The organism is Pseudomonas marincola, from assembly GCF_900116605.1.
GTDB lineage: Bacteria > Pseudomonadota > Gammaproteobacteria > Pseudomonadales > Pseudomonadaceae > Aquipseudomonas > Aquipseudomonas marincola.
In genome coordinates this window covers 48,453-69,002 of record NZ_FPBC01000011.1, presented here as the reverse complement: position 1 = coordinate 69,002, position 20,550 = coordinate 48,453, and the positions used below count along the sequence as shown (strand labels likewise).

Annotated in this window: 23 protein-coding genes and 1 tRNA gene; 18 read left to right on the top strand and 6 right to left on the bottom strand. The window is 57.0% G+C overall.

Going from position 1 to position 20,550, the window contains the following annotated elements; all coding sequences use genetic code 11:
* Position 1: 1 nt before the first annotated feature.
* A complete protein-coding gene (locus BM395_RS17055; RefSeq protein WP_090514051.1) occupies positions 2-421 on the bottom strand; it encodes a DNA polymerase III subunit chi in 420 nt (139 codons plus the stop codon).
* Positions 422-630: 209 nt separating this feature from the next.
* Complete coding sequence (locus BM395_RS17050) at positions 631-2,121, bottom strand: leucyl aminopeptidase (protein ID WP_090514050.1); 1,491 nt, start codon at positions 2,119-2,121, stop codon at positions 631-633.
* Between the two features lie 143 nt (positions 2,122-2,264).
* On the opposite strand from BM395_RS17050, the gene lptF reads away from it, so the two are divergent.
* Both lptF and lptG read left to right on the top strand, forming a co-directional pair.
* Positions 2,265-3,386, top strand: coding sequence for an LPS export ABC transporter permease LptF (gene lptF / locus BM395_RS17045; protein ID WP_069901203.1), 1,122 nt, complete (start codon positions 2,265-2,267; stop codon positions 3,384-3,386).
* The gene (lptG, locus tag BM395_RS17040; protein ID WP_069901205.1) at positions 3,379-4,440 is read left to right on the top strand and encodes an LPS export ABC transporter permease LptG; all 1,062 of its coding nucleotides are present in this window, start codon (positions 3,379-3,381) and stop codon (positions 4,438-4,440) included. The genes lptF and lptG overlap by 8 nt, the downstream gene beginning before the upstream one ends.
* Before the next feature lie 73 nt (positions 4,441-4,513).
* On the opposite strand, the gene BM395_RS17035 is transcribed toward lptG, so the two are convergent.
* From BM395_RS17035 to BM395_RS17025, 3 genes are all read right to left on the bottom strand, one after another.
* A complete protein-coding gene (locus BM395_RS17035; protein WP_090514047.1) occupies positions 4,514-5,008 on the bottom strand; it encodes an RDD family protein in 495 nt (164 codons plus the stop codon).
* Positions 5,009-5,103: 95 nt separating this feature from the next.
* Positions 5,104-5,316 carry a cold-shock protein gene (locus BM395_RS17030; RefSeq protein WP_003284681.1) on the bottom strand — a complete coding sequence of 71 codons (213 nt, stop codon included), beginning with the start codon at positions 5,314-5,316 and terminating at the stop codon, positions 5,104-5,106.
* Between the two features lie 335 nt (positions 5,317-5,651).
* A tRNA-Leu gene (locus tag BM395_RS17025) sits at positions 5,652-5,736 on the bottom strand.
* A gap of 110 nt (positions 5,737-5,846) precedes the next feature.
* Here BM395_RS17025 and queA point away from each other — a divergent pair.
* The 6 genes from queA (at position 5,847) to BM395_RS16995 (ending at position 12,032) form a co-directional block, all read left to right on the top strand.
* Entirely contained in the window at positions 5,847-6,896 is a 1,050-nt protein-coding gene (gene queA, locus BM395_RS17020; RefSeq protein ID WP_090514044.1) for a tRNA preQ1(34) S-adenosylmethionine ribosyltransferase-isomerase QueA, read from the top strand.
* Between the two features lie 14 nt (positions 6,897-6,910).
* Complete coding sequence (gene tgt / locus BM395_RS17015; RefSeq protein ID WP_170827782.1) at positions 6,911-8,035, top strand: tRNA guanosine(34) transglycosylase Tgt; 1,125 nt, start codon at positions 6,911-6,913, stop codon at positions 8,033-8,035.
* A 29-nt stretch (positions 8,036-8,064) separates the two neighbouring features.
* A complete protein-coding gene (gene yajC / locus BM395_RS17010) occupies positions 8,065-8,400 on the top strand; it encodes a preprotein translocase subunit YajC (RefSeq protein WP_069901213.1) in 336 nt (111 codons plus the stop codon).
* 62 nt (positions 8,401-8,462) lie between these two features.
* Positions 8,463-10,331 carry a protein translocase subunit SecD gene (gene secD / locus BM395_RS17005; RefSeq protein WP_069901215.1) on the top strand — a complete coding sequence of 623 codons (1,869 nt, stop codon included), beginning with the start codon at positions 8,463-8,465 and terminating at the stop codon, positions 10,329-10,331.
* A 9-nt stretch (positions 10,332-10,340) separates the two neighbouring features.
* Positions 10,341-11,249, top strand: a complete 909-nt coding sequence (gene secF, locus BM395_RS17000) for a protein translocase subunit SecF (RefSeq protein WP_090514042.1) — start codon at positions 10,341-10,343, stop codon at positions 11,247-11,249.
* 237 nt (positions 11,250-11,486) lie between these two features.
* Complete coding sequence (locus BM395_RS16995; protein ID WP_069901219.1) at positions 11,487-12,032, top strand: glycine zipper 2TM domain-containing protein; 546 nt, start codon at positions 11,487-11,489, stop codon at positions 12,030-12,032.
* A gap of 124 nt (positions 12,033-12,156) precedes the next feature.
* Here BM395_RS16995 and suhB read toward each other — a convergent pair whose 3' ends face one another.
* On the bottom strand, positions 12,157-12,972 hold the full coding sequence (gene suhB, locus BM395_RS16990) for a type III secretion system regulator SuhB (protein WP_069901221.1): 816 nt from the start codon (positions 12,970-12,972) through the stop codon (positions 12,157-12,159).
* A gap of 145 nt (positions 12,973-13,117) precedes the next feature.
* Between suhB and trmJ the strand changes: the two genes are divergently transcribed.
* From trmJ to iscX, 10 genes are all read left to right on the top strand, one after another.
* Entirely contained in the window at positions 13,118-13,897 is a 780-nt protein-coding gene (trmJ, locus tag BM395_RS16985) for a tRNA (cytosine(32)/uridine(32)-2'-O)-methyltransferase TrmJ (protein WP_069901223.1), read from the top strand.
* Positions 13,890-14,669, top strand: coding sequence for a serine O-acetyltransferase (gene cysE, locus BM395_RS16980; RefSeq protein ID WP_090514208.1), 780 nt, complete (start codon positions 13,890-13,892; stop codon positions 14,667-14,669). The genes trmJ and cysE overlap by 8 nt, the downstream gene beginning before the upstream one ends.
* Before the next feature lie 282 nt (positions 14,670-14,951).
* Positions 14,952-15,443: a Fe-S cluster assembly transcriptional regulator IscR gene (gene iscR / locus BM395_RS16975; RefSeq protein ID WP_069901227.1), complete on the top strand. Its 492-nt coding sequence runs from the start codon at positions 14,952-14,954 to the stop codon at positions 15,441-15,443.
* A 49-nt stretch (positions 15,444-15,492) separates the two neighbouring features.
* The gene (locus BM395_RS16970; RefSeq protein WP_069901229.1) at positions 15,493-16,707 is read left to right on the top strand and encodes an IscS subfamily cysteine desulfurase; all 1,215 of its coding nucleotides are present in this window, start codon (positions 15,493-15,495) and stop codon (positions 16,705-16,707) included.
* Positions 16,708-16,749: 42 nt separating this feature from the next.
* Positions 16,750-17,136, top strand: a complete 387-nt coding sequence (iscU, locus tag BM395_RS16965) for a Fe-S cluster assembly scaffold IscU (protein WP_069901231.1) — start codon at positions 16,750-16,752, stop codon at positions 17,134-17,136.
* Between the two features lie 11 nt (positions 17,137-17,147).
* On the top strand, positions 17,148-17,471 hold the full coding sequence (gene iscA, locus BM395_RS16960) for an iron-sulfur cluster assembly protein IscA (RefSeq protein ID WP_069901233.1): 324 nt from the start codon (positions 17,148-17,150) through the stop codon (positions 17,469-17,471).
* A 7-nt stretch (positions 17,472-17,478) separates the two neighbouring features.
* Positions 17,479-18,000 (top strand): co-chaperone HscB, encoded by a 522-nt coding sequence (gene hscB, locus BM395_RS16955; RefSeq protein ID WP_090514039.1) that lies wholly within the window; start codon positions 17,479-17,481, stop codon positions 17,998-18,000.
* A gap of 53 nt (positions 18,001-18,053) precedes the next feature.
* Complete coding sequence (gene hscA / locus BM395_RS16950; RefSeq protein ID WP_090514036.1) at positions 18,054-19,919, top strand: Fe-S protein assembly chaperone HscA; 1,866 nt, start codon at positions 18,054-18,056, stop codon at positions 19,917-19,919.
* Positions 19,920-19,921: 2 nt separating this feature from the next.
* Complete coding sequence (gene fdx, locus BM395_RS16945; RefSeq protein WP_069901237.1) at positions 19,922-20,260, top strand: ISC system 2Fe-2S type ferredoxin; 339 nt, start codon at positions 19,922-19,924, stop codon at positions 20,258-20,260.
* A 56-nt stretch (positions 20,261-20,316) separates the two neighbouring features.
* Positions 20,317-20,517 (top strand): Fe-S cluster assembly protein IscX, encoded by a 201-nt coding sequence (iscX, locus tag BM395_RS16940; RefSeq protein WP_069901238.1) that lies wholly within the window; start codon positions 20,317-20,319, stop codon positions 20,515-20,517.
* The last annotated feature ends 33 nt before the right edge of the window (positions 20,518-20,550 follow it).

The window sequence follows — 20,550 nt, the reverse complement described above, 5'->3', positions numbered from 1 at the left end:
CTTACAGTTCAACTCGTTTAGGGGCAAAACCGCGGTCGCGGTAGGTGCGGAAATTGTCGCGGCAGGCTTGGAGCAGTTCGGGTTGCTGATTGACTATTTCAATCACCCGGGCGAACTGTTCGGTGTGCGGCGAAAGGTTCTGGTCAAGGTTGATCAGCACGCCCTGCTCGCTGGCAGGTGGCTGGTCGCGGCCGATCACCACGGGTGAGTTGGCATCGTCCTCAACCAGATCGTGGGGTACAAAGCAGTCGTTCTTGAACGCCCAGAGCAGTTGATCGAGGGTTGCGCACTGTTCGGCATCGCTGCCGCGCAGGAACACCGGCAAACCGGCGCGCCACGCCTTCATCGCCAGTACGCAAGCGGCTTTGAGGCGCTTGGCTGGATCGCTATCGGGCAGTACATAGAATTCTATTCGCGGCATGCGTGGGCCATCGTTGCGGTACAGGTTGGGGTGGAGAATGTTCCACGGGTCAGCATCGTGTCGAGCCTCGCCATCAGGCCAGTCGCCAGTAAATCAGCATGCTGGCGTTGGCCCTGCATTTATTGCAGCAGGCGAGGCTCGCACGTGTTGCGCTGTTAACACTAAAGGTAGCGCGCGAATGGCCCGCGCGCATCCCGATAGCCTGTTACTTAAGCTTCGCTGCGGTCGAGCAGGTACTGTGTCAGCAATGGCACCGGACGGCCGCTGCCGCCTTTGTCTTTGCCGCCGCTGATCCATGCGGTGCCTGCAACGTCCAGGTGCGCCCAATTGTACTTCTTGGCGAAGCGCGACAGGAAGCAACCTGCGGTGATGGTGCCGGCTTTCGGGCCGCCAATGTTGGCGATATCGGCGAACGGGCTGTCGAGCTGTTCCTGATATTCATCGTACAGCGGCAATTGCCAGGCGCGGTCGTCTGCAGTGAGACCAGCGCCGAGGATCTGCTGGACCAGTTCATCATTGTTGCCCATCAGGCCGGAAACATTGCTGCCGAGGGCAACGATGCAGGCGCCAGTGAGGGTGGCGATGTCGATAACCGCTTGCGGTTTGAAACGCTCGACGTAGGTCAGCGCGTCACACAGCACCAGTCGGCCTTCGGCGTCGGTGTTGAGGATTTCAACTGTTTGCCCGCTCATGGTCGTGACGATATCGCCAGGACGCGTGGCGCCGCCGCTTGGCATGTTCTCGGCGCAGGCCAGAACGCACACCAGGTTAATTGGCAGTTGCATTTCGAGTACGGCTTTGAGGGTGCCGAATACGCTGGCCGCGCCGCCCATGTCGTACTTCATCTCATCCATGCCGGCTGCCGGCTTGATGCTGATGCCGCCGGTGTCGAAGGTGATCCCTTTACCGACCAGAACATAAGGTTTGTCGGTTTTCTTGGCGCCCTGATAGTTCATGACAATCATGCGCGGCGGCTGCTCGCTGCCTTGCGCCACTGCGAGGAATGCGCCGGCGCCGAGGGCCTTGAGCTTTTTCTCGTCGAGAATATCGACCTTGAGACCTTTATATGCCTTGCTCAGCTCTTTGGCCTGTTCAGCCAGGTAGCTTGGGTGGCAGATGTTCGGCGGCATGTTGCCGAGGTCTTTGGTGAACGCCATGCCTTTGGCAATGGCCTTGGCCTGATTGCTGGCGCGCTCTGCATCCGCCTGATCAGCCTTGTCGGTGATCAGAGTGATTTTTTTCAGGGCGATAGCGTCAGCCTTCTGGCTCTTGAACTGATCGAACTGATACGTGCCGTCTTCCAGTGTTTCTACCAGCAGACGGGTCTTGCCGTAGGTGTCACGGCCTTTAACTTTCAGCTCGTTGAGCGCCAGAATGGCGTCGCTGCCGCCCAAACCTTTCAATACTGCATAGGCGGCGCTGAGCATTTTGCGAAATTGGCGGTCAGACAACTCGGCGTCTTTACCGCTGCCAACCAGCAGCACGCGTTCGGCTTTGAGGTTAGGCAGATTGTGCGCCAGCAGGGTCTGGCCAAGTTTGCCGGCAAGGTCGCCGCGCTTGAGCAGAGCGCTGATTGCACCTGAGGTGGCGGCGTCTATCGTTTGGGCGGCTTCACCCAGTTTGCGGCCTTCGCCTACAGTGATGACTAGCGTGGCGGTTTTCAGTGTTTCCGGACGAGCGCTTTTGACAAAAAATTCCATGGAATGGTGTCCTCAAGACAACGAGTCGGTATTGCTGGATAATGGCGACAAATTTTACGTGGTTCGCAGAGTCTGCGGGCTGGCAAATGGTGTGGCTAGTTTGAGCTTAGCTGCCTGAGCCTGACAACCCTGGAGTGTCTGGTTTGATCGTCTTCCGTTATTTATCCCGCGAAGTTTTGACTACCTTAACCGCGGTGAGTGCCGTGTTACTGGTAATCATCATGAGTGGGCGTTTCATCAAGTACCTTGCGCAAGCCGCTTCTGGTGCGCTGGACCCTGGCGTGTTGTTCCTGATTATGGGATTTCGCCTGCCGGGCTTCCTGCAACTGATTTTACCGCTGGGTCTGTTCCTCGGGATTCTTCTGGCTTACGGGCGTCTTTACCTCGAAAGCGAGATGACTGTGTTGTCGGCAACCGGCATGAGCCAGCAGCGCCTGCTCGGTTACACCATGATCCCAGCGGCGCTGGTCGCGTTGCTGGTGGGCTGGCTGAGCCTCGGACTGGCACCGCAAGGGGTCACCCGCGTGGCGCAGATTCTTAACGAGCAGGATGCCCTGACTGAGTTCGATACCCTGGTGCCAGGGCGATTCCAGGCGCTGCGTGAAGGCTCGCGGGTTACCTACACCCAGGAACTGTCGAATGATCGCAGCGAGTTGGGTGGCGTGTTCATCTCCGAGAAACGTCTGTCGAATGACGGCGCCAAAGAGCGCGGCATTACTGTGCTGGTGGCCGAAAGCGGGCGTCAGGAAGTACAGCCCGATGGCAGCCGTTATCTGGTGCTGGAAAACGGTTACCGCTATGACGGCAATCCGGGTAAAGCGGATTACCGGGCCATTAAATATGACACCTATGGCGTGTTGCTGCCCAAGCCTGAAGTCAGCTCGGAGATCAGTGACCGTGAAGCGGTGCCCACCCGCGATCTGATCGGCAGCGACAACATTCGTTATCAGTCCGAGTTGCAGTGGCGCTTGTCGATTCCATTGCTGGTATTCATCGTCACCTTGATGGCCGTGCCGTTGTCGCGGGTTAATCCGCGTCAGGGCCGCTTCCTCAAATTGCTGCCGGCGATTCTCTTGTACATGGCTTATCTGTCGATTCTGATTGCTGCCCGTGGTGCGCTGGATAAAGGCAAGATCCCGCATGCGCTGGGCTTATGGTGGGTTCACGGGGTGTTCGCTTTGATTGGTTTGAGTTTGCTCTACTGGGAACCGTTGCGCCTGAAGATGCTGAGCCGCAAGCAGCGTGCGGAGGTGGCTCGTGGGTAAGCTCGACCGCTACATCGGTGCTCAGGTTTTCATGGCCATTCTGGCTGTGCTCGGGGTTATTGTCGGCTTGGCGCTGCTTTTCGCTTTCATTGATGAACTGGGCGATATCGATGAAAACTACGGCATGGCCCAGGCCGCGTGGTACGTGTTGCTGACCACCCCGAGCCGTGCCTATGAAATGCTGCCAATGGCGGCGCTAATCGGCTGCCTCATTGGTTTGGGCGGGCTTGCCAGCAACAGTGAGTTGACCATCATGCGCGCCGCCGGTGTCTCCATCGGTCGGATCGTCTGGGCGGTCATGAAGCCGATGCTGGTGCTGATGTTGGTGGGTATTCTGATCGGTGAATACCTTGCACCCTGGAGTGAAAACAAGGCCGAGGCCGGGCGCTCGATGGCTCAGGGCGGCGGTGAAGCGCAAAGCTCCAAGCGTGGCCTGTGGCATCGTCAGGGCGATGAGTTCGTGCACATCAACGCCGTGCAGCCGAATGGAGTACTGTTTGGTGTGACCCGCTATCGGTTTGATGATCAGCGCCACATGCTGTCATCGAGCTTTGCCCGCAAGGCGACGTATCAGCAGGATCACTGGGCGCTTGAGAACGTCAATACCACGGTATTCCATGAAGATCGCACTGAAGTTGTCACCACGCCGACAGAGCGCTGGGATGTCGAACTGACGCCGCAATTACTCGGCACGGTGGTGTTGGAGCCGGATGCGTTATCAATCAGCGGGTTGTGGGGTTACATCCATTATCTGGGGGCGCAGGGCCTGAATAATGGCCAGTACTGGCTGGCATTCTGGACCAAGGTGTTGCAGCCGGTGGTAACGGGTGCGCTGGTATTGATGGCCATCTCGTTCATCTTTGGCCCGTTGCGCTCGGTAACGCTCGGCCAGCGTGTATTTACCGGTGTGCTGGTGGGCTTTGTGTTCAAGATCGCCCAGGACCTGCTTGGCCCTTCGAGTCTGGTGTTTGGCTTCTCGCCGCTATTTGCGGTGCTGGTGCCTGCCGGAATCTGTGCGTTCGCGGGGCTGCTGCTGATGCGCAGGGCAGGCTAGCGCCACTCAGCGCGCGCATTAAAAAGCCCCGATGCAGTGATGCGTCGGGGGCTTTTTAATGCGCGGCGGTTAACTATTTCTTGTGGATGTTCTTGGGCAACTGAACCGTTTGCGACTCGGAATAGATGTCGTGCCAGCTGCGCTTTTGTTTGTCCCAGAGGATCCAGAAGAAACCCAGCCCCAAGCATAGCCAGGAGGCGATAGAAATCACGAAGCGCAGCAATGCCTGCCACAGGCTGATCGCGCTGCCATCGGCGTTCTGGATGCGAATGCCCCATACCTGCATGCCCAGCGTCTGGCCGTTGTAAGTCCAGAACTTGCTGAAAAAGCCGAACAGGCAGAAAAACAGAATGGTCGACAGGATCGGGTCGCCGTCCAGTGCGCCGGCGTCGGACATCTCGCGCAGGGTGTCGGCGCCGTAAAAGCCCATGAGAATCAGTTTATAAATGAAGGTGACGACAATCAGCAGGGCGACGCACAGCAGGAAGTCATAAAACATGGCGGCGCAGCGGCGGGGCAGGCCAGCGGCTGGAAATTCACCTTGCGGGCGCAGGAGGTGTTTGGGCATTGGCAGCTCGTGTCTTGAGGGTGGTGATAGGCAGAAGATGATACCCATAAAAAAACCCCTGATGTCGCCATCAGGGGTTTTTCAAAGCGGCGGGCTTATTCCTGGATTTGAACCTGGTCAGCCTGCATGCCTTTTTGACCTTGTACAGCGACGAAGCTGACTTTTTGGCCTTCTTTCAGGCTCTTGAAGCCATTACCTTCGATCGCGCGGAAATGCACGAACAGATCCGGACCGCTTTCTGGAGTGATAAAACCAAAACCTTTCTCGTCGTTAAACCACTTGACGGTACCGTTCTGACGATTCGACATGTCTTATTCCTTGAAACTTAAAGTTGATGACAGCCTCCTCATAATAGAAGGACTGAGACTGGTTGCAAGGAGTAACAAAGCGAACGGGATGTAGCGGATCTAGGATCTACTGCATCAGGTCACAATTCACGGCGACCCATGCAAACACAGTCAAATAACTCTACGCTAACTCCGCAGCAAATGCCAACCCCTAAAACAGGGTATAGCTAGGCGGGCTAGGGTAAAGCTCAGTGTGATGCTAGATTTTTTGGGTCTGTAAATGCGCGACAGGATCTGTGGCAAGTTGACCTTTGATGCAGTTGGTTTGTTGGCTCAACAAACAACTTTTAGAAGATTGGTGCCCCGGGGGAGACTCGAACTCCCACTTCTTTCGAAAACGGATTTTGAATCCGCCGCGTCTACCGATTCCGCCACCGGGGCACTAATGGCGGCGGAGTATAAGGACGACTTTGCCGTTGGTCAATGCATTGCGTGGTCAATTTCTACATTTTCCGTTAAACTTTTGCGCCCTGCTATACGATCCTCCCGCCATGCGTGTTGCTGACTTTCGATTTGAACTGCCTGAAACCCTGATCGCCCGCCATCCCCTTGCTGAGCGGCGCGCTAGTCGTTTGCTGACTCTGGACGGCCCGACGGGTGAAATTAACCATCGCCAATTTGCCGATGTACTTGATCATCTGCAGCCGGGCGACCTGATGGTATTCAACAATACCCGGGTTATTCCTGCGCGCCTGTTCGGCCAAAAAGCCTCGGGCGGCAAGCTCGAAGTGCTGGTAGAGCGCGTGCTGGATGCTTACCGGGTATTGGCGCATGTGCGCTCGAGCAAGTCGCCCAAGCCTGGCTCGATGATTCTCATTGATGGCGGCGGCGAAGCTGAAATGCTTGCCCGCCACGATGCCTTGTTTGAGTTGCGCTTTAATGAGCCGGTGTTGCCGTTGCTTGAGCGCGTCGGGCATATGCCGCTGCCGCCCTATATTGATCGCCCTGACGAGGCGGCGGATCGCGAGCGTTATCAAACTGTATACGCCGAGCGTGCCGGTGCTGTTGCCGCCCCCACCGCCGGGCTGCATTTTGATCAGCCTTTAATGGAGGCAATTGCCGCCAAGGGTGTATCCACCGCATTTGTCACCTTGCACGTGGGCGCAGGCACCTTCCAGCCGGTGCGCGTCGAGCGCATTGAAGATCACCACATGCACACTGAATGGCTCGAAGTCAGCCAGGAAGTGGTGGATGCGGTTGCAGCCTGTCGTGCACGCGGCGGTCGGGTAGTCGCGGTGGGGACGACCAGTGTGCGTTCGCTGGAAAGCGCCGCGCGTGATGGCGTGCTTAAACCATTCAGTGGCGACACCGACATTTTTATCTACCCGGGGCGTCCGTTCCATGTGGTCGATGCGCTGGTGACCAACTTCCACCTGTCTGAGTCGACACTGCTCATGCTGGTCTCGGCGTTTGCCGGATATCCCGAAACCATGGCGGCCTATAAAAGTGCGGTCGCTGAGGCTTATCGCTTCTTTAGTTACGGTGATGCCATGTTCATCACCCGCAATCCCGCGGCACGCGGGCCTGAGGAACAAGTATGACGCGCACCTGCCGCATGTCTTTCGAATTACTGGCGACCGAGGGCAAAGCCCGACGCGGTCGTCTTACTTTTCCGCGTGGCGTGGTAGAAACTCCGGCATTCATGCCAGTCGGTACCTACGGCACGGTAAAAGGTATGTTGCCGCGTGATATCGAGGCGATCGGTGCGCAGATGATTCTGGGCAATACCTTTCACCTGTGGCTGCGTCCTGGCACTGAAGTGATTAAAAAGCACGGCGACCTGCATGACTTTATGCAGTGGAAAGGTCCGATTCTTACTGATTCCGGTGGTTTTCAGGTGTTCAGCCTGGGCGCCATGCGCAAGATCAAGGAGGAGGGCGTTACTTTCGCCTCCCCCGTTGACGGCGCCAAGGTGTTCATGGGCCCGGAAGAGTCGATGCAGGTTCAGCGTGATCTGGGCTCTGACATTGTGATGATTTTCGACGAGTGCACGCCGTATCCGGCCGAGTTCGATGTGGCCAAGCGTTCGATGGAGCTGTCGCTGCGTTGGGCCAAGCGCTCGAAAGAGGCGCATGGCGATAACACGGCGGCGCTGTTCGGTATCGTTCAGGGCGGCATGCACGAAGAACTGCGCATGCGTTCGCTCGAAGGCCTCAATGAAATCGGTTTCGACGGCCTCGCAATTGGCGGTTTGTCGGTGGGTGAACCGAAAGAAGAAATGATCCGCGTGCTCGACTACCTGCCAGACGTCATGCCGGCTGACAAACCTCGTTACCTGATGGGCGTTGGTAAGCCTGAAGATCTGGTAGAAGGTGTGCGCCGGGGCGTCGACATGTTTGATTGCGTAATGCCAACTCGCAACGCGCGCAATGGCCATTTGTTTGTGGATACTGGCGTACTGAAGATTCGTAACGCCGTGCACAAACACGATGATTCTCCGTTGGATTCGTCCTGTGATTGCTATACCTGCAAGAATTTTTCGCGCGCGTATCTGCATCATCTGGATAAGTGTGGCGAAATGCTGGGCAGTATGCTCAATACAATCCACAACTTGCGTCACTATCAGCGCCTTATGGCTGGTTTGCGCGAGGCTATTCAACAGAGTACATTGGCCGCCTTTGTCGATGACTTCTATGCTCGGCGCGGGCTTCCAACGCCACCGCTGGACACTAATAACTAGTTATAAGACCTTTCCAACAGGAGTGTTAAATGAGCTTTTTGATCCCTGCTGCATACGCTGACGGTGCTGCTTCGGTTGCGGGCCCCGCAGGTAGCGGTTTTGAGTGGGTATTTCTGGTCGGTTTCCTGGTCATCTTCTATCTGATGATCTGGCGCCCACAGTCCAAGCGCGCTAAAGAGCACAAGAATCTGCTCGGCAGCCTGCAAAAGGGCGACGAAGTGGTAACTACTGGCGGTATCGCCGGCCGTATTGCCAAGGTCAGTGATGACTTCGTAGTCATTGAAGTGTCTGACACCGTTGAACTTAAAATTCAGAAGGTAGCGATTGCTGCCACTCTGCCGAAAGGCACGCTGAAAGCTATTTAAGATTCACATAATTTTTATTCGATGGGGCGCTTAATGCGCCCCTCGTCATAACGGGCGGCGTCATGCTCAATAAATTTCCCATTTGGAAGTATCTGCTGATCGTGGCTGTGCTCGCGGTCGGCTTTTTGTACTCGGCACCCAACCTGTACCCTGATGATCCGGCGATTCAGATCACCGGTAACAGCACGGCGCAACAGATCACTCAAGCCAACCTGGATCTCGCCAGTGCTGCTTTGAAAGAAGCCGGCATTGAAGTCAAAGGGCTTGAATTGGCAGCGCAAGGTAAAGGTGGTTTGCTGCGCCTGGTCGAGAAGAAGGACCAGTTGCCAGCTAAAGATATTGTGCGCAAGGCGCTGGGTGGTGACTTTGTAGTTGCCCTCAACCTTGCTCAGACCACGCCTCAGTGGTTGCGTAACGTCGGTGCCAGCCCAATGAAGCTGGGCCTCGACTTGTCGGGCGGTGTTCACTTCCTGCTCGAAGTCGACATGGAAAAAGCGCTGGATGCACGGCGCAAGGTCTATGAAGGCGAAGTTAAGAGCTTGCTGCGTAAAGAGCGCGTGCGCTATCGCAGCCTGCCGGAACTCAATGGCGCCATTCAGTTGGGCTTCTCTGACGAGGCGACGCTGGAAAAAGCCCAGCGCCTGATTACTGCTGATTACCGCGACTTCGACATCACCTCGCTTGAGCGTGATGGCTTGCAGGTTCTGCGCTTGGCGCTGAATCAGGCCAAAGTGGCTGAAATTCGCGAATACTCGATCAAGCAAAACCTGACAACTGTGCGCAACCGTGTCAACGAGCTGGGTGTAGCTGAGCCGCTGGTACAGCGCCAGGGCGCCAACCGTATCGTGGTTGAATTGCCAGGCGTGCAGGACACAGCTGAAGCCAAGCGTATTCTCGGTAAGACCGCCAACCTCGAGTTCCGCCTTGAAGCGGCTGCCGATGCTTCGCGTGCCTCCACTGAATCCTTCGATTTCCGTGAGCCGGGCCGTCCGCCGGTGCAGTTGGAGCGTGACCTGATCATCACCGGTGACCAGGTCACGGATGCCAGTGCGAGCTTCGATGAAAATGGTCGTCCGCAGGTGAATATCCGTCTGGATAACCACGGTGGCGACTTGATGAACCGTGCAACCCGCAGCAATGTCGGGCGCAGCATGGCGGTGATCTTCATCGAGCAGAAGCCGGTCAGCAAGCTTGTGCGCAAGGTTGTTGATGGCGTCGAGCAGGAAGTCTCGGTGCCGAGCTTCACCGAAGAGAAGAAAATCATCAGCCTGGCGACTATTCAGTCTCCGCTGGGCAGCCAGTTCCGTATTACCGGCCTGAACGGTCAGGGCGAGTCTTCCGAGCTTGCGCTGCTGTTGCGTGCGGGTGGTCTGGCGGCGCCTATGTACTTTGCTGAAGAGCGCACCATCGGCCCGAGCCTCGGTGCCGACAACATTGCCAAGGGCGTAACGGCCGCGCTGTGGGGCATGCTCTTCGTTTCGCTGTTCATCATTGCCATCTACCGCTTCTTCGGTGTGCTGGCAACGATTGCGCTGGCATTCAACATGGTGCTGCTGCTGGCCTTGATGTCTCTGCTCAATGCCACGCTGACCTTGCCGGGTATCGCCGGTATCGTACTGACCATGGGTATGGCGGTAGACGCCAACGTGCTGATCTTCTCGCGGATACGTGAAGAGATTGCCAATGGCATGTCGGTACAGCGCGCCATGCACGAAGGTTTCGACCGTGCTTTCTCAGCGATCATCGACGCCAACCTTACTACCTTGCTGGTGGGTGGCATCCTGTTCGCAATGGGTACAGGGCCGGTCAAAGGCTTCGCGGTCACCCTTTCGCTGGGTATTCTCACTTCGATGTTCACTGCAATCTGGGTCACACGCGCCATGGTCAATCTGATCTTCGGCGGCCGTGACTTCAAGAAGCTGTGGATTTAAGGGGCTGACATGAGCAAACGTACGATTAACTTCATGGGCGTGCGCAACCTTGCGTTCGCCGTGACTGCACTGCTGACGCTCCTGGCGTTGGGCAGCTTCTTCGTCAAGGGGCTGAATTACGGCCTGGATTTCACTGGCGGTACGCAGATCGAACTGGCTTACGAGCAGCCAGCGGACCTGAGTAAGGTTCGCTCCACGCTGGGCGCGGCAGGTTTTGCCGATGCCGTGGTGCAGAGCTTTGGTGCGACCACTGATGTTGTGGTGCGCATGCAGGGTGATGACCCGGAGCTGGGCACCAAGGTGGCGACCGCTCTGCGCGATTCGGGCGACAAGCTGCAGGTTAAAAAGGTTGAGTTCGTCGGCCCGCAAGTGGGTGAAGAGCTGCGCGATCAGGGCGGCATCGGCATGCTGTTGGCGTTGGGCGGCGTACTGCTGTACCTGGCTTTCCGTTTCCAATGGAAGTTCGCCGTCGGTGCTGTGGTTTCGTTGCTGCACGACGTGATCATCACCCTGGGTCTGCTGTCGTTCTTTCAGGTCACCTTCGACCTGACCGTGCTGGCGGCGATTCTGGCGATCATCGGTTACTCGCTGAACGACACCATCGTGGTATTCGATCGCGTGCGGGAAAACTTCCGCGTGCTGCGCAAGGCTACGTTGATCGAGAACATCAACGTGTCGACCACGCAAACGCTGCTGCGTACCTTGGCAACCTCGATCTCGACGTTGCTGGCCATTGGTGCACTGCTGATGTTTGCCGGTGACAACCTGTTCGGCTTCTCTATCGCGCTGTTCATTGGTGTGTTTGCCGGTACTTACTCATCGGTTTACATTGCCAACGTAGTGCTGATCTGGCTCGACCTGACCGTCGAAGACCTGATCCCGCCGGTTGTAACTGAAGAAGTGGATGAAATGCCTTAAGGCTCGTTCCGTCAGGCGTTTTGTATAGCCTGAATGATCGGCGCTTTACGCCGCTTCATCTTAAAGAGCACCCAGTCGGTTTTGCCGTCTGGGTGTTTTTTTATGGCCGCGATGAAAATCTGTGAACCCGTACTAATAGCGGGCTGAAGCGCTGAGCGGGTGGAACTAGCAGGGGCTTGTGGATGTCTCATTTGCAACAAGGCCGTTAAGTGCCAGAACAATAGTTGGGAGATAGATATGAACAAGTCATTGCTAGTGGGTACCGTTTTGGGCGCTGTTGCTGTGACTGCTGGTGGCGCCGTTGCGACTTATAACTATGTCAGCGGGCCCGACTACGCCGAAGTGCTGGCGGTAAAGCCAATCAATGAAACCATCAAGACCCCGCGCGAGGTCTGCAAGGATGTTGCTGTCACCCGCCGTAAACCGGTGCAGGATCAGCATCAGATTGCCGGTACCGCGATTGGCGCGGTAGTAGGTGGTTTGCTGGGTAATCAGGTGGGTGGCGGCAGTGGTAAGAAGATTGCCACGGCAGCCGGTGCTATCGGTGGCGGTTATGCCGGTAACAAGGTGCAGGAGAACATGCAGAACAATGACACCTACACCACGACCGAGACGCGCTGTAACACCGTAACCGACACCAGCCAGAAGCTGGTCGGTTATAACGTCAAGTACAACCTCGACGGCAAGATCGGTGAAGTACGTATGGCCAGCGATCCGGGTCGTGCGATTCCGGTTAAAGACGGTCAGTTGGTGCTGAGCGAAGCGGATCTGCAGCAGCAGTAAATTTCGGCTGACAAAAAATACCCGCCTGGCGTTGTGCTGGCGGGTATTTTTTTGCCTGTTCGCTGGCGATTAAATTGCAGACAATAAAAAAGCGCCCGAAGGCGCTTTTGGCACAGCATGAGGCTTAGCGCTTAAGCGAGGCCGACATGTGTGGCTGGATGGCGGTAAGTACCGCCTTGAAGCACTTGGTGTTACCGGCAACGATCTGGCCCTTTTCAAGGAAGTCGTGGCCGCCGCTGAAGTCGCTGATCAGGCCGCCTGCTTCTTGAATCAGCAGAGCGCCTGCCGCCATGTCCCACTCAGACAGGCCGAACTCCCAGAACGCATCGAAACGACCGGCTGCAACGTAGGCGAGGTCGAGGCTGGCTGCGCCTGCGCGGCGAACACCGGCAGTTTGGCCGACCAGGCTGCGGAACATGCCAAGGTAGTTCTCAAGGTTGTCCATTTGGCTGTCGCGGAACGGGAAGCCCGTGCCGAGCAGAGCGCCTTCGAGGCTCTTGCGATTGCTCACGCGCAGGCGACGACCATTCAGTGCAGCGCCACGGCCACGGCTTGCAGTGAATTCTTCCTGACGAACCGGATCGATAACTACCGCGTGCTCAAGACGGCCACGGTATTTGCACGCCAGGCTGACGGCAAAGTGCGGAACGCCACGGATGAAGTTGGTGGTGCCGTCCAGTGGATCAATAATCCACAGGTAGTCGGCGCCTTCGCCGGAGCCTGGGGTCAGGCCGCTTTCTTCGCCAAGAAAGCCGTGATTCGGGTAGGCTTTGCGCAAAGCCTGAATAATCAGTTGCTCGGCAGAGCGGTCGATCTCGGTCACGTAATCTTTGGCATCTTTCTCGTCTACCGAGATGACGTCCAGGCGTTCGATTGAGCGGAAGATCATTTCACCGGCGCTACGGGCTGCGCGCAGCGCGATATTCAGCATAGGCTGCATGGATGTGTCACCTGGGTCGTTAAAGAAAGCCGAAAATTATATCAGAAAAGCGTAGTAGAAAAAGAGTCCCGTTTGTCCTGCATGGCATAAACACATCGGCTTCTGTAAGATTTCAGCCCCTCTGACGTTTTAGTGAGTAGCGACGTTGCTAGATAATATCCGTGTGGTTTTGGTCAATACCAGTCATCCCGGCAACATCGGCGGGGCTGCGCGGGCCATGAAAAACATGGGCTTGTCGCGTCTGGTCCTGGTTGATCCGATTGATTTCCCAAGCGGTGATGCCGTGGCGCGCGCTTCGGGTGCCACCGATATTCTCGACAATGCACAAATTGTCGGCACCCTCGAAGAAGCGCTTGTGGGTTGCACATTGGTGCTTGGTACCAGTGCTCGCGACCGGCGTATCCCGTGGCCGTTGCTGGATCCGCGTGAGTGCGGCGTGACTTCCTGCGAGCAGGCCCGGCAGGGCGGCGAAGTGGCATTGGTGTTTGGCCGTGAATATGCCGGCCTCACCAACGAAGAGCTGCAGCGTTGTCAGTTCCATGTGCATATCCCGTCTAACCCGGATTTCAGCTCGTTGAATCTGGCCGCTGCCGTGCAGGTGTTGGCATATGAAGTGCGCATGGCGTGGCTGGCTGCTGAGAACCAGCCGACCAAGGTCGAGAAATTCGAGTCCACTTCGATGCTCAGTTCACAGGCCGTAACGGCGGACGAGCTGGAGTCTTTCTATAGTCATCTGGAGTTGGCACTGGTTGAGATCGGTTTCCTCGATCCAGCCAAGCCGCGGCACCTGATGAGTCGCCTGCGTCGTCTTTATGGGCGCAGCGGTATCAGCAAGCTTGAAATGAATATTTTGCGCGGCGTACTAACCGAGACGGTCAAGGCGGCGCGCGGTGAGCACCACAAGCAGGGGAAAGATGATGTTTGAGCGTATGCGAGAAGACATTCAAAGTGTGTTCCATCGGGATCCGGCAGCACGTAATACCCTTGAGGTCGTGACTTGTTATCCCGGTCTGCATGCTATGTGGTTGCATCGCTGTGCGCACGCGCTCTGGGGTTCTGGCTGGAAATGGCTGGCGCGCGTGGTGTCGAACTTCTCGCGTTGGCTCACCGGTATCGAGATCCATCCGGGTGCGCGTATCGGCAGGCGGTTCTTTATCGACCACGGCATGGGCATCGTGATTGGCGAAACGGCCGAGATCGGTGACGACGTCACCATCTATCAGGGTGTGACGCTGGGCGGTACCAGCTGGAACAAGGGCAAACGCCACCCAACGCTTGAAGATGGCGTCGTGGTGGGTGCCGGTGCCAAGGTGCTGGGGCCATTTACTGTGGGTGCGGGCGCCAAGATCGGCTCCAACGCCGTTGTGACCAAGGCTGTGCCAGCGGGCGCTACGGCTGTGGGTATTCCGGGCAAGATCATCGTCAAGGCGACAGATGATCAGGAAGCCAAGCGTCAGGCCATGGCTGAAAAGCTCGGCTTCGATTCCTATGGTGTGGGTCAGGACATGCCGGATCCGGTGTCCAAGGCGATTGGGCAACTGCTCGATCACCTGCAAGCCGTGGATGGTCGTCTTGATCGCATGTGCAAGGCGCTGAAAACCCTCGACGAAGACTTCGATGTGAAAGCCTTGCCAGCGCTGCGCGATGAAGATTTCGTCGGTGTGTGTAAAGAGCAGGACGATAAGCCGGCGGCATAATGTGGAACGGCGCGTGGCATGTTGCTATGCTACGCGCCCTCGCTTGCGGGCTAAGTGCCTGCAATCTGCTTGAGTCGGCTGTTCGCCAATGGGTGTTGTCCGGGCTGGTTCCGGGTAAATGGCTCTGGCTTGCGGCTTTACGCAAAACGTCTATCACTGTCGCGGCGCCTTTTTACTGCACGCTGACAGCTAATCCCGAGTAAAACGATAGGTCTTATAGTTGACTTAAATACTCGGGAATTGCATACTCACTGCATAGTAGTGACCTTCGGTAAACCTCTAATGCGACTGACTACAAAAGGCCGTTATGCCGTGACCGCCATGCTCGATTTGGCGCTGCATGCGCAAAAAGGGCCGGTGTCACTCGCCGACATTTCAGAGCGTCAAGGTATCTCCCTGTCCTATCTGGAGCAGCTTTTTGCCAAGCTGCGTCGCGGTAGCCTGGTTTCCAGTGTTCGCGGCCCGGGTGGCGGCTACCAGCTTTCGCGTGACATGCGCGGGATACAGGTAGCCGAAGTAATTGACGCCGTGAACGAGTCGGTTGATGCCACGCGCTGCCAGGGGCAGGGCGATTGTCATGGTGGCGACACTTGCCTCACGCACCATTTGTGGTGCGATTTGAGCCAGCAAATTCACGAGTTTCTAAGTGGTATCAGCCTGGCTGACTTGGTAACTCGCAGCGAAGTGCAAGAAGTTGCACAGCGCCAGGATCAGCGTCATTGCAACAGCCGATCCCCACAATTAGACAAAATTGCAGCATCCGCCGTCGACTGAAGACAAGGTGCCGGCTCGCAAGGCCTGAATCCTGATTAGGAGAGAATCAATGAAATTGCCGATTTATCTGGATTATTCCGCTACCACGCCGGTCGATCCGCGTGTGGCGCAAAAAATGGTCGATTGCCTGACCGCTGACGGTAACTTCGGTAATCCGGCATCGCGCTCCCACTTCTTTGGCTGGAAGGCAGAAGAAGCGGTTGAGAATGCGCGTCGTCAGGTTGCTGAACTGGTAGGTGCCGATCCACGTGAGATCGTCTGGACCTCCGGCGCAACCGAATCCGATAACCTCGCTATCAAAGGCATCGCTGATTTCTACAAGAGCAAGGGCAAGCACCTTGTTACGTCGAAGATCGAGCACAAAGCTGTTCTCGACACCATGCGTCAGCTTGAGCGTGAAGGCTTTGAAGTCACTTACATCGAGCCGGGCGAGGATGGTCTGATCACGCCGGCGATGGTTGAAGCTGTGTTGCGTGAAGACACCATTCTGGTTTCGATCATGCACGTCAACAACGAGATCGGCACCGTCAACGACATCGCTGCCATTGGCGAACTGACGCGCTCGCGTGGGATTTTCTTCCACGTTGATGCGGCTCAGTCGACTGGCAAGGTTGAAATCAACCTCGAGAACCTCAAGGTTGACCTTATGTCGTTCTCTGCGCACAAGACTTACGGCCCGAAAGGCGTGGGCGCTCTGTACGTTCGTCGCAAGCCGCGCGTACGTCTGGAAGCACAGACCCACGGCGGTGGCCATGAGCGCGGTATGCGTTCCGGTACGCTGGCAACTCACCAGTGCGTAGGCATGGGTGAAGCGTTCAGCATTGCCAAGGCTGAAATGGCTGCTGAAAACCAGCGTCTGCTGGCCCTGCGCGATCGTTTTTATGCGCACCTGGCCGACATGGAAGAGCTGTACATCAACGGCAGCATGACTGCCCGTGTACCGCACAACCTGAACCTGAGCTTCAACTATGTTGAAGGCGAGTCGCTGATCATGGCGCTCAAGGATCTTGCTGTATCGTCGGGCTCGGCCTGTACATCGGCATCGCTTGAGCCGTCGTATGTGTTGCGTGCGCTGGGTCGTAACGATGAACTGGCGCACAGCTCGATTCGTTTCACCTTCGGCCGCTTCACTACCGAAGAAGAAGTTGATTACGCCGCAGCCAAAGTGCGCGAAGCAGTGACCAAACTGCGCGAATTGTCGCCGCTGTGGGATATGTTCAAAGAAGGTGTCGATCTGTCCCAGGTTGAATGGGCGGCACACTAAAGCTGCCGTTGAGCGGCGCCTGATGAGTGAGGAATAGATAACATGGCTTACAGCGAAAAGGTCATCGACCACTACGAAAATCCGCGCAACGTCGGCAAGATGGACGCGCAAGATCCAGATGTTGGCACCGGCATGGTCGGCGCTCCGGCGTGTGGTGACGTGATGCGTCTGCAGATCAAGGTAAATGAGTCGGGCGTAATTGAAGACGCCAAGTTCAAGACCTACGGCTGCGGTTCGGCGATTGCTTCCAGCTCCCTCGCAACCGAGTGGATGAAGGGCAAGACCCTTGATGAGGCAGAAACCATCAAGAATACCCAGCTGGCAGAAGAGCTGGCATTGCCGCCGGTGAAGATTCACTGCTCGGTACTCGCTGAGGATGCCATCAAGGCAGCCGTGCGCGATTACAAGCAGAAGAAAGGTTTGGTTTAAGGAGGTTGTCGATGGCTATCAGCATGACCGAAGCGGCGGCTCGCCACGTCCAGCGTTCCCTTGATGGGCGCGGCAAGGGCGAGGGCATTCGTTTGGCCGTTCGCACCACTGGCTGCTCGGGCTTGGCCTATGTGCTGGAGTTCGTCGACGAAACCGCCAGCGAAGACCAGGTGTTTGAGAGCCACGGGGTCAAGGTCATTATTGATCCCAAGAGCCTGGTTTACCTCGATGGCACCGAGCTGGACTTCGTCAAGGAGGGCTTGAACGAAGGGTTCAAGTTCAACAACCCAAACGTGCGCGGCGAATGTGGCTGCGGCGAAAGCTTCAACATCTGAGGCTACTGTGGGTACTCCTTGTCATTTTGCCTTGTTCGACCTCCAGCCGAGTTTTCGCCTGGACCTCGATCAGCTTGCCACGCGTTATCGCGAATTGGCGCGCACGGTTCATCCGGACCGTTTCGCCGATGCCGATGCGCGTGAACAGCGCTCTGCGCTGGAAAAGTCCGCGAGCCTCAATGAGGCCTATCAAACGCTGAAGAACGCGCCGCAACGCGCCCGCTATCTGCTGGCGCTGAGTGGTCCTGAATTGCCGCTGGAAGTCACGGTGCACGACCCGGATTTCCTGATGCAGCAGATTCAGCTGCGTGAAGAGCTTGAAGACTTGCAGGACGCTGCGGATATCGACGGCGTGTTGCGTTTCAAGCGCAGTTTGAAGCAGGCGCAGGACGAGTTGAACGAGAGCTTTGCGGTTTGTTGGGATGATGCCGCGCGACGTGAAGAGGCCGAGCGCCTGATGCGTCGCATGCAGTTTCTCGACAAGCTTTCCCACGAGGTCCGCCAGTTGGAAGAGCGCCTCGACGATTAACGCTCGCGCGCCCGTAAGGGTGCGCTTGATATTCAGATAAGCATTTATTAATCATGGCCTTACTGCAGATCGCTGAGCCCGGACAGAGCCCCCAGCCACACCAGCGTCGGCTGGCAGTGGGGATCGACCTGGGTACCACCAATTCGCTGGTTGCTGCCTTGCGCAGTGGCCTTTCCGAACCGCTGGCTGATGCCGAAGGCAAGATCATTCTGCCGTCGGCAGTGCGCTATCACGCTGACCGTATTGAAGTGGGTGAGGGCGCCAAGGCGGCGGCCTCCAGTGACCCGTTCAATACCATTGTTTCGGTCAAGCGTCTGATGGGTCGTGGTCTGAGCGATGTGAAGCAGTTGGGCGATCAGCTGCCTTACCACTTTGTCGGTGGCGAGTCGCAAATGCCGTCTATTCAGACTGTGCAGGGTGACAAAAGCCCGGTGGAAGTCTCGGCAGAAATTCTCAAGGTGCTGCGCGAACGTGCCGAGCTGACCTTGGGTGGCGAGCTGGTGGGTGCGGTGATTACGGTGCCGGCCTATTTCGATGATGCACAGCGTCAGGCCACCAAAGATGCTGCGCGCCTCGCAGGCTTGAACGTATTGCGTCTGCTCAACGAGCCGACTGCAGCAGCGGTTGCTTACGGCCTGGATCAGAAAGCCGAAGGCGTTGTCGCCATCTACGACTTGGGCGGCGGCACCTTCGATATCTCGATTTTGCGCCTCACCAGCGGTGTTTTCGAAGTGATGGCCACCGGCGGCGACAGCGCGCTGGGCGGCGATGATTTCGACCATGCGATTGCCAGCTGGATTGTCGAACAGGCCGGTTTGTCCGCCGATATCGACCCCAGCGCCCAGCGCAGCCTGCTCGATGCCGCGTGTGCGGCCAAAGAAGGACTGACTGCCAGCGATTCGGTTGAAGTTGAATATTTGCAGTGGCGCGGTGTGCTGACCCGCGAACTGTTTGATGCGTTGATCGAGCCAATGGTTGCGCAAAGCCTCAAGGCTTGCCGCCGCGCTGTGCGTGATGCCGGCATCGAGATTGAAGACGTTGGCGCTGTGGTTATGGTCGGCGGCTCCACTCGCGTACCGCGTGTACGTCAGGCTGTGGCCGAGATGTTTGGTCGTCAGCCGCTCACCGATATCGACCCGGATCAGGTGGTTGCCATCGGCGCTGCAATTCAGGCCGATACTCTGGCAGGTAACAAGCGCGGCGAGGGCGAAGAGCTGTTGCTGTTGGATGTAATTCCATTGTCGCTGGGTCTTGAGACCATGGGCGGGCTGATGGAAAAGGTCATCCCGCGCAACACCACGATTCCAGTGGCGCGTGCTCAGGATTTCACCACCTACAAAGACGGCCAGACCGCAATGATGGTTCACGTGCTGCAAGGCGAGCGTGAGCTGATCAGCGATTGCCGTTCGCTGGCGCGCTTCGAGTTGCGTGGTATCCCGCCAATGGTGGCCGGTGCCGCGAAGATTCGGGTGACCTTTCAGGTGGATGCCGATGGCTTGCTCAGCGTTGCGGCGCGTGAGTTGGTGTCGGGCGTCGAGGCGAGCATTCAGGTCAAGCCTTCGTACGGTCTGACTGATGAGCAAGTGGCGAAGATGCTCAAAGACTCATTCAGTTATGCCGGCGATGACAAGCAAGCCCGCGTTCTGCGTGAGCAGCAAGTGGATGCTCAGCGTCTGCTTGAAGCGGTCGAGGCGGCCGTTGCAGCTGACGGCGAGCGCTTGCTCGACAGCGAAGAGCGCGAAGTGATCGGCCATGAAATGCAACAACTGCGTGATTTGATTGCGGGCAACGATGGCCACGCACTTGAGGCGCAAACCAAACGATTGACCCAAGTGACCGATGCATTTGCAGCGCGTCGCCTGGACTCTACGGTAAAGGCCGCTTTGTCGGGCCGTAGTCTTAACGAGATTGAGGAATAAGCATGACGCAGCTGATTTTTTTGCCGCACGCCGAACACTGCCCGGAAGGGGCCGTATTCGAGGCCGAGCCGGGCGAAACCGTACTTAACGCTGCGCTGCGCAACGGCATCGACATCGAGCACGCGTGCGAGAAGTCCTGCGCGTGCACCACGTGCCACGTCATCGTGCGCGAGGGTTTCAATTCGCTGGAGCCTTCCGATGAGCTGGAAGATGACATGCTCGACAAAGCGTGGGGGCTGGAGCCTAATTCGCGCCTGTCGTGTCAGTCTGTTGTGACCGACACCGACTTGGTCATCGAAATTCCCAAGTACACGATCAATCAGGTCTCCGAAGGCCATTGATATAACCGCGCGGATTGCTCGCGCCGGGTTTTAACGTTCTCTGGAGAGACGGTTATATGAGTCTGAAATGGGCTGATGTGCTGGAAATCGCCATTCAACTGGCCGACAGCAAGCCGGATGTTGATCCGCGCTATGTCAATTTCGTTGATTTGCATCGCTGGGTTTTGGCCTTGCCAGAATTCAGCGATGACCCGCAGCGTGGCGGGGAGAAGGTGCTGGAGGCAATTCAGGCGGCTTGGATCGAAGAAGCCGACTGATTGTACTGCCCTGAATAGGGGCGCCGACCGGCG

Bases quoted from the DNA above. Each gene is read 5' to 3' on its own strand.
- BM395_RS17055 (WP_090514051.1), bottom strand. From the start codon at position 421: ATGCCGCGAATAGAATTCTATGTACTGCCCGATAGCGATCCAGCCAAG.
- BM395_RS17050 (WP_090514050.1), bottom strand. From the start codon at position 2,121: ATGGAATTTTTTGTCAAAAGCGCTCGTCCGGAAACACTGAAAACCGCC.
- BM395_RS17035 (WP_090514047.1), bottom strand. From the start codon at position 5,008: ATGCCCAAACACCTCCTGCGCCCGCAAGGTGAATTTCCAGCCGCTGGC.
- BM395_RS17030 (WP_003284681.1), bottom strand. From the start codon at position 5,316: ATGTCGAATCGTCAGAACGGTACCGTCAAGTGGTTTAACGACGAGAAA.
- queA (WP_090514044.1), top strand. From the start codon at position 5,847: ATGCGTGTTGCTGACTTTCGATTTGAACTGCCTGAAACCCTGATCGCC.
- tgt (WP_170827782.1), top strand. From the start codon at position 6,911: ATGTCTTTCGAATTACTGGCGACCGAGGGCAAAGCCCGACGCGGTCGT.
- yajC (WP_069901213.1), top strand. From the start codon at position 8,065: ATGAGCTTTTTGATCCCTGCTGCATACGCTGACGGTGCTGCTTCGGTT.
- secD (WP_069901215.1), top strand. From the start codon at position 8,463: ATGCTCAATAAATTTCCCATTTGGAAGTATCTGCTGATCGTGGCTGTG.
- secF (WP_090514042.1), top strand. From the start codon at position 10,341: ATGAGCAAACGTACGATTAACTTCATGGGCGTGCGCAACCTTGCGTTC.
- BM395_RS16995 (WP_069901219.1), top strand. From the start codon at position 11,487: ATGAACAAGTCATTGCTAGTGGGTACCGTTTTGGGCGCTGTTGCTGTG.
- suhB (WP_069901221.1), bottom strand. From the start codon at position 12,972: ATGCAGCCTATGCTGAATATCGCGCTGCGCGCAGCCCGTAGCGCCGGT.
- cysE (WP_090514208.1), top strand. From the start codon at position 13,890: ATGTTTGAGCGTATGCGAGAAGACATTCAAAGTGTGTTCCATCGGGAT.
- iscR (WP_069901227.1), top strand. From the start codon at position 14,952: ATGCGACTGACTACAAAAGGCCGTTATGCCGTGACCGCCATGCTCGAT.
- BM395_RS16970 (WP_069901229.1), top strand. From the start codon at position 15,493: ATGAAATTGCCGATTTATCTGGATTATTCCGCTACCACGCCGGTCGAT.
- iscU (WP_069901231.1), top strand. From the start codon at position 16,750: ATGGCTTACAGCGAAAAGGTCATCGACCACTACGAAAATCCGCGCAAC.
- iscA (WP_069901233.1), top strand. From the start codon at position 17,148: ATGGCTATCAGCATGACCGAAGCGGCGGCTCGCCACGTCCAGCGTTCC.
- hscA (WP_090514036.1), top strand. From the start codon at position 18,054: ATGGCCTTACTGCAGATCGCTGAGCCCGGACAGAGCCCCCAGCCACAC.
- fdx (WP_069901237.1), top strand. From the start codon at position 19,922: ATGACGCAGCTGATTTTTTTGCCGCACGCCGAACACTGCCCGGAAGGG.
- iscX (WP_069901238.1), top strand. From the start codon at position 20,317: ATGAGTCTGAAATGGGCTGATGTGCTGGAAATCGCCATTCAACTGGCC.